This window comes from Candidatus Delongbacteria bacterium (genome assembly GCA_020634015.1).
In the GTDB taxonomy this organism is placed as follows: Bacteria; CAIWAD01; CAIWAD01; order CAIWAD01; family CAIWAD01; genus JACKCN01.
This window is the reverse complement of the sequence record JACKCN010000008.1, coordinates 119,565-132,124: the sequence shown is the minus strand read 5'-3', so window position 1 is coordinate 132,124 and position 12,560 is coordinate 119,565. Positions and strand designations below refer to the sequence as shown.

Annotated in this window: 9 protein-coding genes; 1 reads left to right on the top strand and 8 read right to left on the bottom strand. The window is 65.3% G+C overall.

Annotated elements, in window-relative coordinates:
- Nucleotides 1–13: 13 nt before the first annotated feature.
- The 7 genes from pdxH to H6678_14235 all read right to left on the bottom strand — a co-directional run bounded on the left by pdxH (nt 14) and on the right by H6678_14235 (nt 9,699).
- Nucleotides 14–592, bottom strand: coding sequence for a pyridoxamine 5'-phosphate oxidase (pdxH, locus tag H6678_14265; protein MCB9474960.1), 579 nt, complete (start codon nt 590–592; stop codon nt 14–16).
- 55 nt (nt 593–647) lie between these two features.
- Entirely contained in the window at nt 648–1,838 is a 1,191-nt protein-coding gene (locus H6678_14260; GenBank protein ID MCB9474959.1) for a trans-2-enoyl-CoA reductase family protein, read from the bottom strand.
- 18 nt (nt 1,839–1,856) lie between these two features.
- Nucleotides 1,857–2,522 carry a class I SAM-dependent methyltransferase gene (locus H6678_14255; protein ID MCB9474958.1) on the bottom strand — a complete coding sequence of 222 codons (666 nt, stop codon included), beginning with the start codon at nt 2,520–2,522 and terminating at the stop codon, nt 1,857–1,859.
- Nucleotides 2,523–2,678: 156 nt separating this feature from the next.
- Nucleotides 2,679–3,761 carry an alkene reductase gene (locus H6678_14250; GenBank protein ID MCB9474957.1) on the bottom strand — a complete coding sequence of 361 codons (1,083 nt, stop codon included), beginning with the start codon at nt 3,759–3,761 and terminating at the stop codon, nt 2,679–2,681.
- Between the two features lie 101 nt (nt 3,762–3,862).
- Nucleotides 3,863–5,872, bottom strand: a complete 2,010-nt coding sequence (locus H6678_14245; protein MCB9474956.1) for a M23 family metallopeptidase — start codon at nt 5,870–5,872, stop codon at nt 3,863–3,865.
- Nucleotides 5,873–5,910: 38 nt separating this feature from the next.
- Nucleotides 5,911–6,411 carry a hypothetical protein gene (locus H6678_14240; protein MCB9474955.1) on the bottom strand — a complete coding sequence of 167 codons (501 nt, stop codon included), beginning with the start codon at nt 6,409–6,411 and terminating at the stop codon, nt 5,911–5,913.
- Nucleotides 6,412–6,459: 48 nt separating this feature from the next.
- Entirely contained in the window at nt 6,460–9,699 is a 3,240-nt protein-coding gene (locus tag H6678_14235; GenBank protein MCB9474954.1) for a methylmalonyl-CoA mutase family protein, read from the bottom strand.
- A 315-nt stretch (nt 9,700–10,014) separates the two neighbouring features.
- On the opposite strand from H6678_14235, the gene H6678_14230 reads away from it, so the two are divergent.
- Nucleotides 10,015–10,293 carry a hypothetical protein gene (locus H6678_14230; protein ID MCB9474953.1) on the top strand — a complete coding sequence of 93 codons (279 nt, stop codon included), beginning with the start codon at nt 10,015–10,017 and terminating at the stop codon, nt 10,291–10,293.
- A 355-nt stretch (nt 10,294–10,648) separates the two neighbouring features.
- Here the strand turns inward: H6678_14230 and H6678_14225 are convergent, their stop codons facing one another.
- Nucleotides 10,649–12,484, bottom strand: a complete 1,836-nt coding sequence (locus tag H6678_14225; GenBank protein MCB9474952.1) for a thioredoxin family protein — start codon at nt 12,482–12,484, stop codon at nt 10,649–10,651.
- Nucleotides 12,485–12,560: the final 76 nt, after the last annotated feature.

Sequence of the window (12,560 nt, the reverse complement as noted above, 5' to 3'; positions counted from 1 at the left end):
CCCCAATGCGGCTTCAGGGGTTCAACCGCTGCAAGGCCCATCCTCCCGACCCCATGGAGTACAGGAATCTGTCATGCAGCCGGTCCTGGCCATTCTGCCAGAATTCGATCTCGCGCGGCGTGAGCCGGTATCCGCCCCAGTGCTCGGGCAGGGGAATCTCCTGGCCGTCCATCGCCTGGCGGGCTTCACGCAGTGCGGTGGCCAGATCTTCATAGCGGGCCAGAGGCAGGCTCTGGCGCGACACCACGGCACCGAGCTGGCTTCCCCGGGGACGGCTGTGGAAGTACTCGCGTGACACCTCCCGGTCCACTTCGGTAATGGTTCCGCGCACGCGAACCTGACGCCCGCAGTCGGGCCAATGGAAACACAGGGCCGCGCGCGGATTCTCGGCCATGTCCCGACCCTTGCGGCTTTCACGGTTGGTGAAGAACAGGAAGCCCTCGGGGCTCCAGCCTTTGAGCAGCACCACTCTGGCACTGGGCTCGCCCGAAGCGGAGGCCGTGGCCAGCGTCATTGCCGTGGGATCGCCATCCGTCAGTTCGCGCCAGGTCCGGTACCAGTCATCGAATTGCTGGAACGGGTCTTCCGCCATCGCGTTGCGTCGCAGTCTCACCAACACCTCCGATCGATTCGCCCGCGGGCGGTTCCTACAGAGTCACTTCCGTCTCGACGGCCTGGCTGTAATCCACGCCTTCCACTCCAAAGCCGAACAGGCGCAGGAAGTCGGCGTTGTATCCGGCCACGTCGGCCAGTTCGCCCACGTTCTCGTCGTTGGCGATGCCCCAGAGGCGCATGATCTCGGTCTGGATCGCCGGATCCATCTCCCAGTCGTCAATGCGGATCCGTCCGGCCGAGTCGGTCGTGGGCGTCCTGTCGGGAGCCAGATGATCCCGGAACAGGCGCAGGATCTGCTGAATGGCATCCTCGTGTACGCCACGGTCCTTCATCACCTTGAAGGCCAGCGACATGTACAGTGAAATCGCGGGAATCGCCGAGGAGGACTGGGTCACCAGCGACTTGGCGACCACGGTGTGACACAGACCACCGATGCGCTCGGACAACAGGCGGTGGAGCCTGCGGGCCGTGTCTTCCAGATGCTTCTTGGCGTGGCCGATGGTGCCTTCCCGGTAGACCGGGTGTGTGACTTCGGGGCCGATGTAGGAGAAGGCGATCACGCGGCAACCGGGCGCCAGCAGATCCGCCTCAAGCAGGGCATTCACCCAGCGCTCGAGATCTTCACCGCCCATCACCTTGACCGTTCCGCGAATCTCCTCCTCGGTGGCCGGCTCGAAGGAAGCGGGGCTCAACGTGCCCTTGCTCACATCCAGAAAGCGGGTTTCGTAGACACTGGCGGTGGTCTTCAGGGCCGAACGGTACTCCTCGCCGGTGGCCGGATCGGTGCGCCGCGGCGCGGCCACGCTGTAGACGAACAGGTTCAGCTTGCCAAAATCCTTGCGGATCCGGGCAATGGCATCTTCCAGTGTCTCACGGCTGAAGGCGTCGGCATTCACATTGTCGGCCCTCAGGCCTTCGGCTTCGGCCTGCTGGCGGAATGCCGCCATGTTGTACCACCCGGCGGTGCCGGTGCGGGCTCCGCGGGGCTCCTTCTCGAAGGCGATGCCCAGGGTGTTCATTCCATGACTGAAAGCGGCCGTGATCCGGCTGGCCAGCCCGTATCCGGACGAAGCGCCCACGACCAGTGCCGATCCGCCACTGCGCTGCCCCCCCTGGGCTTTGGCAAGAGCGATTTCCCGGCTCACTTCGGCCGCGCATCCCACGGGATGTGCCGTGGTGCAGATGAAACCCCGGGTACGGGGGCGAATGACTTCAAGACTGATGGGATCCTCCTTTCAGGATCAGGAAAGTCGACGGAGCAGGGCCAGCAGCAGGTGATGCCGGTGGGGCCCCTCGGCGCCGTGGGATTCCGCTTCCATGTGACCGATCTCTTCCAGCAATTCAAAGCCCCTGAAGAGACGGGCCAGTTCTCCGTGATGGAAATAGTGGGCCGGTCGGCCGGGTTTGCTTTCCCTGCTTCCCGGTTCGACCTCCCGGCCGATGGAGCTGGCGGGATCCTCGTGGGAAAACACGCTCAGCGCCAGCAGTCCGCCGGGAGCCAGAAGACGTCGGGCGGCGTCGGCAAAGTTACAACGGCCCTCCGCCAGAAAAAAGTGAAGCAGGTTGAAGGCGTACAAGGCGCTGAACGGGGCGGGTTCCGGAGCCAGTTCCAGCAGGTCTCCGCAGCGCAGGTCCAGCTCCGGGAAGTTCCGCCGTGCCATTTCCACCGCCTCGGATGACAGATCCAGGCCGAGCAACCGGGTATAACCTTGCCCCGCGAAGCAGGACAGGTTGCGTCCGTACCCGCATCCGGCGACCAGCAGGGAGTCACACCCCCGCTCACGGAAGTGCCGCTGAGCCCATTCCGCGGTCGGGCTGGGACGATCGCCCCAGATGGCTCCTTCCTCGCGGTAACGCTTGTTCCAGTATGTGCCCCGGAGAGTGTCCGGAGCTGGCGTGTGTGGCATGGCTCAAGGTAGGGTTGCCCGCGCGCGCACGGAAGCGGAAAGCGCGCGGAATCGTGCCCGGTGAAGGGCTTCCGTGAGAATTCTGTAAGACAGAACCGGGCAGCCCGGTCCTGCAGGCTGCCCGATGAATGCGCGGTGGGTTGAACTGCCGGGGGCTCAGGCCAGGGTCGGATAGTCCGTGTAGCCTTTTTCGCCCGGGGTGTAAAAGGTCGAGAAGTCCGGCGCATTGAGTTCCGCCCCGCTTTTCAGACGGGCGGGAAGGTCCGGATTGGCCAGGGAAGCGCGCCCGAATGCCACCAGATCCCCGCGCCCCGCGGCCAGATCCTGGTCGGCCCGCGCACGATCGTAGTCACCCGACAGGATGAAGGTGCCGCCGAAGCGCGCCTTCATTCCCTGCTTGAGCGCAGCCGGCACGGCGGGCGCCCCCATGGAGCTGTGATCCACGATGTGCATCCAGGCCAGTCCCAGACGCCCCAGCTCGGTGGCCAGCCAGAGAAAATCATCTTCGATTCCATCCCAGGGCTGGATGTCGTTGAAGACTCCGCAGGGCGACAGACGAATGCCCAGGCGTTCGCGACCAATGGCGGCGGCGCAGCGATCGGCAACCGTCAGGGCAAAACGCGCCCGGCCGGCGATCTCGCCGCCCCAGCCGTCCGTGCGCTGATTGGCCGACGGCGTCAGGAACTGATCGATCAGGTAGCCATTGGCCCCGTGCAGCTCCACCGCATCAAAACCCGCGAGCATCGCGTTCTTCGCGGCCACCACATAACTCTCGATGGCCCGCTCCACCTCGGCCCCGCTCATGGCGCGCGCCTCCGGGTAGGGCTGGGGCCCCTGTGAGTCGGTGTACATCTCGCCGGACATGCGGGAGACGCTGGGAGCCAGCACCGAGCTGCCCTCGGGCATGTTCAGCGGATGCCCGACCCGCCCGGTGTGCATCAGCTGGGCCGCGATCAGTCCACCGGCCGCATGCACGGCGTCGGTCACCGGCTTCCAGGCGTCCACCTGCTGCTGGTTCCAGAGGCCCGGAATGCGCGGATACCCACAGCCGTCAGGCTCCGGCGCGACTCCTTCGGAAATCAGCAGGCCGGCCGCAGCGCGAGCGCCGTAGTAGTCCGCCATGATCGGGGTCGGCACATGATCCCCAGTGGACCGGCTGCGGGTCATGGGGGCCATCACGATGCGATTGGCCAGGTGAAGTGGCCCCATGTCCAGTGGGGTGAACAGGTCGATTGCCATGTGGGCTCCTCTGTGTCCATCTGTGTTGTGTGCGTGTGTTGTCAGGCGGCGCGGGACGGGCATTCAGCCACCGGGGCCCCTTGATGCCGGGTCCGTGATTCTCAGTGTACCACGAAACTCCCGTTCCATTCGGACTCGTTGCCGCAGGCGTCGCTCACCTGCAGGCGCACCTTCTGCGGCCCCGCGGCCAGAGAACCCCGCGGACGATAGAGGACCCGCCCACCTTCGGGATCGTAGCGGGCGAAGACCCGCACCCCGTTGAGCCACATCCGCACGTCCTGGATGCCGGAGCGTTCGTCCCTGGTCGCGAACTGGATCAGCGGCCGGGAGCCCGCTTTCTGCTTCCAGTCGCCAGCCAGGCTGATCCGGGGCGCCGTCGTGTCCGCGGCCACAGTGTAACGCCCGGGCCAGGTCACGGTTCCGGAGAGACCGGATGGCGTGCTGTCGTGACCAATCCAGCTCAAGTCCTGGTTCTCGCTGCGATAGAGGGCCAGTTTCTCCCGGGGCAGATCCGGCCCGACCCAGTCCGGGAGTGAGACGGAGAAAACCAGGCTTTCCACCAGCTCCAGATCGGCCGGCCCCAGCAGCCAGTCTCCACCGCGATCTTCCACCAGCAAGGGTTGTGCCGCCTGGAAGCTGTCCTTCTCCCACCCCAGTTTCAGGGTGTTGCCCAGCTTTCCGGTCAGGCTCAGCAGCCCCGCCTCGCCCGGCTGAACGGCGGCCAGGTTCCAGAGGGGTCCGGCCTGCCAGAGTCCATCCTTCTTGCGCCAGGCCAGCTGCAACCAGCGGGATGCCGGATCGAAGCGGAAACTGCCTTCGACGGACTGCTTGCCCGGACTTGACGACAGGGGCCAGAGCGTGCATCCCCGATCGCTCATCAGCAGCAGGCTGTCGGCACTGGCCACCGGCAAGCGCAGTGAGGCCCAGTCTCGCTCCCAGTGAAACACGGCCGATTTCCAGGCGGTCCCTTCCACCAGCGTGTCCGGCAGGCTGACCGCCCGTGATTCAGGCTCCCGCTGCGGGAGATGGTGCAGCACCAGGCTCATCACCGAGCGGTTGGCGGCAGTGTCTTCCAGTTCCAGTCGCAGGGCAAGACTGTCCGCTCCGTTTCGGTCTTCCCAGTGGATCACACCGTCGGATTCCGGCTCCCGGGCGATTGGCACAGGTGATGCAAGCAGGGGGCGCAGGGGCCGCGCAAAGGGCAACTCGCCCGGCGTGGGCCAGAGGTTGCGAAAGGTTTCCTTGCGCTCGACGCGCAGCCAGCGGTTGATTTCGCCAATCACCTGGTGATTGAGGGCGAAGGGAAACTCCTCGAAGACGGCGTCATACAGAGTGTCTTCCTCCACCAGCAGCCGGATGCGGTAGGGTGCCAGACGATTGTCGCTGAAGTCCACCTTGTCAATGGCTCGCAGCGCCAGTTTCAGCGGCCCGCTGACCACCAGTCTGCGCTCCGCCTCCCAGCCATGGCTGCCCTGGCGCAGGCCGACCACCGTGGGCAGTTGCGATCCCAGAACACGCACCCCGGGCGCGGCCGGAATCAGGGCCAGTTCCTGGAACAGGGGGGCCTTGTGATCCGGGGCAACCACTCCGTTGGTCAGAGGATTGAGGACCCAGCCCTCGCCCTGGCGCACCTCGAAGTGCAGATGGGGCGGTCCGGATCCCGTATCACCGCTGAGCGCGATCTGCTGGCCACGTGTCACCCGGAAGCGCTCGGCGTCGGGAACGATGCTCTGGATGTAACTGCCGGCCTCCTGCTGGTGCCGCAGCAGTTCCACTTCCAGGTCGTCACGGAACTCCAGCAGATGCCCGAAGAGGTAACTGCGGCCATTGTCGCCGGTCACGACCAGATGCTTGCCGTAGCCCCAGAAGTTGGCGCTGATCCTGCTCACGTAGCCATCCACGGGGGCCAGGATCGGATGCCCGACCGTGCCGTTGGTGGAAATGTCGATGCCGGCGTGATAGCGCTTGCCGCGCAGTTCGCAGAAGTTGCTCGTGATCCGGCGTGACACGGGAGCGACCCAGGCCAGGCTGTCGCTCTTGCCGGACGAGGCCGTCGCCGTGGACGTCACGCCGACAAGCCAGGTCAGGATCAGGGGAACGAAGGTGAGCATGCGAAGGGCAGACAGGCGGGCGAAAAGGGGAGTGTGTTTCAGTTGCCACCTCCCGCAAGACCGGCCTTGCCGCAGGCCAGCTGTTCCAGGCGCTGGGCCTGGGTCGTGTGTTCGCCCCGGGGCCAGCGGGCGAGCAGGCGGCGGGCTTCACGGCAGCCGCGGGCTTCCTGGCCCAGATTGGTCCAGCACAGCGCCACCCGCAACTGGGCCACTTCGGCCTTGTTGGCATTGGGCTCGGCCAGGCAGCGCTCGTAACACAGCATCGCATCCAGCCAGGCGTGCTGGGCATAGTGGCATTCGCCCAGCCAGAACTGGCCATTGTCCTTCAGGTCAGTGGGCAGGGCATCGGTGCGAATCAGCGAATCCAGCAGGGTGCGTGCCGCGCGGTACTGGCCGGCGCCCACAAGTTCAACGGCCCGGGTATAGCCGGCGGGCGGAGTGGCCGCCAGGACCGAGGTCAGCGGAGTCGCCAGCAGCAGCCCGGCCAGAACCAGCAGGGTGCCCGCGGCGTGTGGACGTGAGTTGGCAGTCATTGACATCATGATCTCCCCGGGATCCGGACGGGCGATGTGCCCCCGGTCCCTTCCTTACATGTTGCGGCGATACTGGCCACCCACCTCGAAGAGCGCGGCCGAAATCTGCCCCAGACTGGCCACCCGGACCGTCTTCATCAATTCGGCAAAGATGTTGCCACCCTCGTGGGCGGTCTTCTTGAGCGCCTCCAGAGCCCCGGGAAGCTGTTCCGCGTGGCGCGCCTGGAACGCACGCAGCGCCTTGATCTGGCCTTCCTTCTCCTCGTCGCTGGCCCGTGCCAGTTCGATGTCGTCGGGCACTTCGGAGCCCTCGGAGTCGATGAAGGTATTCACCCCGATGATCGGCAATTCGCCGCTCTGCTTGCGCAGCTCGTAGACCATGCTCTCTTCCTGGATCTTGCCGCGCTGGTACTGGGTCTCCATGGCACCCAGCACGCCGCCACGCTCGCTGATGCGCACGAACTCGCTCAGCACGGCCTCTTCGACCAGTTCGGTCAGCTCGCGGATGATGAAGGCTCCCTGCGAAGGGTTCTCGTTGCGCGTGCTGCCGAATTCCTTGTTGATGATCATCTGGATCGCCAGCGCACGGCGCACGCTCTCGCGCGTGGGTGTGGTCACCGCCTCGTCGTAGGCGTTGGTGTGCAGGCTGTTGCAATTGTCGTTGATCGCCAGCAGCGCCTGCAGCGTGGTGCGGATGTCGTTGAAGGCCATTTCCTGGCTGTGCAGGCTGCGCCCCGAAGTCTGGATGTGATACTTGAGCTTCTGGCTGCGCTCGTTGGCGCCGTAGATCTCGCGCATGGCCACGGCCCAGATCCGGCGGGCCACCCGGCCGATCACGGCGTATTCCGGGTCCAGTCCGTTGCTGAAGAAGAAGCTCAGGTTGGGCGCGAAGTCGTCGATCTTCATCCCGCGGGCCAGGTAGTACTCCACGTAGGTGAAGCCGTTGGCCAGGGTGAAGGCCAGCTGGGAAATCGGGTTGGCACCCGCCTCGGCGATGTGATACCCGCTGATCGAGACGCTGTAGTAGTTGCGGATGCCCTTCTCGATGAAGTACTGCTGCATGTCGCCCATCATGCGCAGCGCGAACTCGGTGGAGAAGATGCAGGTGTTCTGGGCCTGGTCCTCCTTGAGGATGTCGGCCTGCACGGTGCCGCGCACCTGCTGCAACGTACGGGAGTGCAGCTCGGCGGCTTCCGTCTCGTCGGGCTCGCGCCCGTGTTCCGCGCGGAAGCGGTCGGTCTCGAAGGAGATGGCCGTGTTCAGGTACATCGCCAGAATCATCGGCGCCGGGCCATTGATCGTCATCGAGACGCTGGTCATGGGCGAGCACAGGTCAAAGCCTCCGTAGAGGATCTTCATGTCGTCCAGGGTGCAGATCGAGACGCCCGACTCGCCCACCTTGCCGTAGATGTCCGGGCGCTCGTCCGGGTCCTCACCATAGAGTGTCACGCTGTCGAAGGCGGTGGACAGGCGCTTGGCCTCGCTGTCGCGGCTGAGAAAGCGGAAGCGGGCGTTCGTGCGTGCCGGGGGGCCTTCGCCGGCGAACATGCGTGCCGGGTCCTCGCCCGTGCGCCGGAAGGGAAAGACTCCCGCCGTGTACGGAAAGTAGCCCGGCAGATTCTCCAGAGCCAGAAAGCGGTACAGGTCTCCGGCATCACTGAAGTCGGGCAGGGCCACCTTGGGAATCATGGTGCCTGAAAGGCTTTCCGTGGCGGTTTCCTGGGTCACCGTGCGGCCGCGTACGCTGAAGTCGAAACTGCTGCCGGCGTAGAGTCCGGCCAGCCGGTGATACTCATCCACGGCCGCCAGCACGCCCGCATCGATGCCCTTGCGGCTCTCCTCGACCAGACTGCCCAGTTCCGGACTGGTGTGTCCCTTCTCCTCCAGCTCGGCCCGGGTCGCCTCGAGGCGGGTGTGGCGCGACAGGCGCTCGGCCTGATTGCGCGCCCTTTCCTTGTAACGCCGCACCGTGCGCGAGATCTCGGCCAGGTAGTTGCGCCGCTCGCCCGGAATCAGCTCGCTGGTCTGGACCTGCGGGCCGCTGGCAAGAGCTTCGTGTGCCGCCGTGAAACCCGTGCGCTCGCGCACCTTTTCCATCAGGCGATCGAAGAACCAGTTGGTGCCGTTGCAGTCGAAGCGGCTGGCGATGGTGCCGTACACGGGAAGCGCGTCATCGGGCACATCCCATGAAATCTCGTGCGCGCGCCGGTACTGCTTGCGCACGTCGCGCAACGCATCCTGGCTGCCCGCCTTCTCGAACTTGTTCAGCACCACGATGTCGGCGTAGTCGATCATGTCGATCTTTTCCAGCTGGCTGGCTGCTCCGTACTCGCTGGTCATGGCGTATACGGACACGTCCACCAGGTCCACCACCCCGCTCTCGCCCTGGCCGATGCCGCTGGTCTCGAGGATCAGCAGGTCGTTGCCGGCCGCCTTGAGAATGGCCAGCGCGTCCTTGGTGGACGGGGCCAGTTCCTTGCCGCTGCCCCGGGTGGCCAGACTGCGCATGAAACTGCGGGAATTGCTCAGGCTGTTCATGCGGATCCGGTCTCCCAGCAGGGCCCCGCCCGTGCGCCGCTTGGTGGGGTCCACGCTGACCACGCCGATGCGCAGCTCCGGATAGGCCCGCAGGAAGCGCCGCAGCACTTCGTCGGTCAGGCTGCTCTTGCCCGCGCCGCCCGTTCCCGTGATACCGATCACCGGCACGGCGCGCTCGGCGCCACGGGCCAGAACGCGGGCCAGTTCTTCGCCGATCTGCCCGCCCTCGCTGGCGCGTTCCGCCAGGCTGATCGCCCGGGCCACGGCCGCCGGGGTTCCGTTGAAGACCGCCTCGGCCAGCGCCGGAAAGTCCATGGCGCAGAGATCCCGGTCCACCGCTTCGACCATTTCGTTGATCATGCCCTGCAGCCCCAGCCGGGTGCCATCCTGGGGGCTGAAGATGCGCGCCACTCCGTAGGCCTGCAGCTCCTCGATCTCCTGCCGCACGATGACACCCCCGCCGCCGCCGAAGACCTTGATGTGGCCGCAGTTCTGCTCGCGCAGCATGTCCACCACATACTTGAAGAAGCGCACGTGGCCGCCCTGATAGCTGGAGATGGCAATGCCGTGGGCGTCTTCCTGGATGGCCGCATCCACGATCTCGCGCACGCTGCGGTTGTGACCCAGATGCACCACTTCCGCGCCTGTGGCCTGAATGATCCGCCGCATGATGTTGATGGCCGCATCGTGCCCGTCGAAGAGGCTGGCGGCAGTGACGAAGCGGATCTTGTGGCGTGGCTGGTAACGGTCGCTCATCGGGCTCTCCTGCTGGGTGGCGTCGCGCAGCCTGCAAGCCGCGCACGAATCGGGCGGCAAGGTAGCATTTCGGAAGAGCCGCCACGGGGCGCCGCCCCCCGCGCGGCCGGGCTCACGCACGATGCTCACAGAACTCCCGTGCGCCCGCGCACAACCCTCATGCCGGCATGTTGTTTTGTTCTGTGCGAACCTGCGGAGGACCCGATTTTCACGCGATGGGACTGAAGTCCTTTGCCGGGGAATCCGATGTACACGGAGTCGGATACTGGAACGCGGACGGCGACTGGCCGTTCCGGACAACTGGAAGGCCCCATCATGCGCGCGGACGTGCCGGACAATTACCTGAACGAAATGATCCAGAGATTTCATTTCGAGCTGATGGCCGGCGACATGCTGGCCGCCGATGCGGTCCTGGGCCGCATGATCCATCTGCTGAATCGCCTGGGCATTCCCAGCGAACTGGCGCAGGATGTGCGCAGCCGGCTCAAAGGAATGACCCGGACAGCCGATACGGGCTACCGGGACGACGCACTGCACCACCGGGCAAGCTCGCTGCTGACCCTGCCGCTGGTGGACCGTCGTTTCCTGAACTGACTCCTCTCTGTTATTGCTGTTAGTGGGAACGCCCGTCGAGTGCTTCGGCGGGCGTTTTCCCTTTTTGCGGTTTCAATTGGGGCAGAGCGAAACGGGCCACCCGAAGGTGGCCCGTGGAGCGCGCTGTCAATGCGCGTCAATCTGGTGATTGAGATCGTGGAGGATGAATCCTCAGGGTGTCTGGAAGGAACCCTTGGTTCCCTGGCAACTGTCGCAAGTCATCGTACCTCCATGTTTGACCGGGGCCGACGTCTCGAACCAAGCTTGGTGCCGAACAATAGCTCTTATCGGACACGCGAGCAAAAGGAATCACCTCGCTCGTGAAATTCCTTCGGAACACGATTCCCGCCAGGCCTCAGCGCACCTCGCGCATCCACTCCAGCACCTTGTCGGCCTTGTGGAATCCATTGAAGCGCCGGACTTCGTGCCCACTGGCGTCAAAGAAGATCACGGTGGGCATGCCCACGATGGTGTAGCCCTGGTTCTGGGCCTTGGCCCAGTCGCTGGAGGTGCGCGTCATGTCCATCTTGATGGTGGTGAAGCGCGCGGCTTCTTCCATCACCCGCGGGTCCGACCAGGTCTCGTGATCCAGCTCCTTGCACTGCACGCACCACTCGGCCCAGAAGTCCATCACCACGGGCTTGCCTTCGGCGGCCGCCGCGGCCAGCAGGGCGTCGTGGGTATCCGACTCGGGTGAGGAAACGGTCCAGGCGACTTCGGCCTTCTGCGCGCTTGCCACCGGACCGGCGGTACCGGCCACCATGCTCGCCACGGGGCTGCCCAGACCGAAGATCAGGTAGCGTGCTCCCAGCAGGACCGCGATGATGCCCACCGCCTTCATGAAGCGCGGCCCGTGGCCGGCGTCCTCGGGCAGGGGGCTGAAGGCGTCGCTGAAGACACCGAAGATCACCAGACCACCACCCACCAGATAGACCATGATCTCGGCGGGAATCAGGGTGCGCAGGAACCACAGCGCCATGGCCACCATCACCACGCCGAAGAAGTGCTTGACCGTTTCCATCCAGCTGCCGGCGCCGGGCAGCATGTTCAGCGCACCGGCGAAGGTGCCAATCACCAGGAACAGCGAGCCCATGCCCAGCGAGTAGGCCAGCATCAGGAAGAAGCCGTTGACCAGGTTGCCCGTGTTGGCAATGAACAGCAGCAGGGTCGCGATCACGGGTCCCACGCAGGGCGCGGCGATGAACCCGGTGATGCCGCCCATGATGATCGCGCCCGCGGGGCCGTTCTTGCGACCGCTGGGCAGCTTCTCCATCCAGGTGTTGGGCAGCTGCAGGTCGAAGGCGCCGAACATGCTGGCGGCCAGAACAAGAAACAGCACGGCCAGACCCACCAGGAAGATCGGGCTCTGTCCGGCGGCACCGAAGACGCCACCGGAGGCCGCCGCCACCACGCCCAGCGTGCTGAAGACCAGCGCCATGCCCACCACGAACCACACCGACTGGATGAAACCGGTCCAGCGGCTGTTGCCACTGCGGGCCCCGATGAAGCTGATGGTGATGGGAATCATGGGGTACACGCAGGGCGTCATGCTGCTGAGAATGCCCAGCACGAACACGATCAGAAAAGCGATCCAGCTGCCCTTGGCCAGAGCCGCATCCAGACGCCCCTGCAGGCCTTCTTCGGCGGCGGGCTCGGCGGCGGCCATGGTTTCGCCGAAGATCTCGGGATGCAGGGGCCGCATCTGCTCGGGCGAGGCCACCATGGGGAACTCCAGCGGGAATTCCAGATCCACGGGCAGGTAGCAGGTAAGCGCTCCGGTTTCGCTGCAGACCTGGAACCCGGCCCGCACGGTCCAGGGCAGATCGGCGCTCACATCACGATCCAGCGCGATGTCGGCGGTGACGATGACCGAGCCCCGATAGACCTTGTCGCCGTGCGAATCGACGATCGGCTCGGGATAGCGGATATTGTCAAGCCGCAGTCCGTCCAGAGTGTCCGCTTCCACATAGAACAGTCCGTTGGCGATGTCCGTGATGTGGTAGTTGGCGGGCACATGGTAGACCACCGCCAGCCGTGCGGGTGCGCCCGGGGCCAGCGCCTCGTGCGAGAGCAGGACTTCGACCGGCACATCGGACTGGGGATCGAACACATCGACTGCGGGCTCGCCCGGCCCGGCGATCAGCACGCGGGACAGGGTGAGCAGGGCCAGCAGGAGTCGGGCAAGCTGCATGGTGGAATCCTTGAAAGACCTGGGAGTGTGGGGGTCACCGGACAGGCTCCCCCGGGGGGCAGGGTCGGTGGTGAAT

Bases quoted from the DNA above. Each gene is read 5' to 3' on its own strand.
- H6678_14255 (MCB9474958.1), bottom strand. From the start codon at position 2,522: ATGCCACACACGCCAGCTCCGGACACTCTCCGGGGCACATACTGGAAC.
- H6678_14225 (MCB9474952.1), bottom strand. From the start codon at position 12,484: ATGCAGCTTGCCCGACTCCTGCTGGCCCTGCTCACCCTGTCCCGCGTG.
- H6678_14250 (MCB9474957.1), bottom strand. From the start codon at position 3,761: ATGGCAATCGACCTGTTCACCCCACTGGACATGGGGCCACTTCACCTG.
- H6678_14235 (MCB9474954.1), bottom strand. From the start codon at position 9,699: ATGAGCGACCGTTACCAGCCACGCCACAAGATCCGCTTCGTCACTGCC.
- H6678_14245 (MCB9474956.1), bottom strand. From the start codon at position 5,872: ATGCTCACCTTCGTTCCCCTGATCCTGACCTGGCTTGTCGGCGTGACG.
- pdxH (MCB9474960.1), bottom strand. From the start codon at position 592: ATGGCGGAAGACCCGTTCCAGCAATTCGATGACTGGTACCGGACCTGG.
- H6678_14230 (MCB9474953.1), top strand. From the start codon at position 10,015: ATGCGCGCGGACGTGCCGGACAATTACCTGAACGAAATGATCCAGAGA.
- H6678_14240 (MCB9474955.1), bottom strand. From the start codon at position 6,411: ATGTCAATGACTGCCAACTCACGTCCACACGCCGCGGGCACCCTGCTG.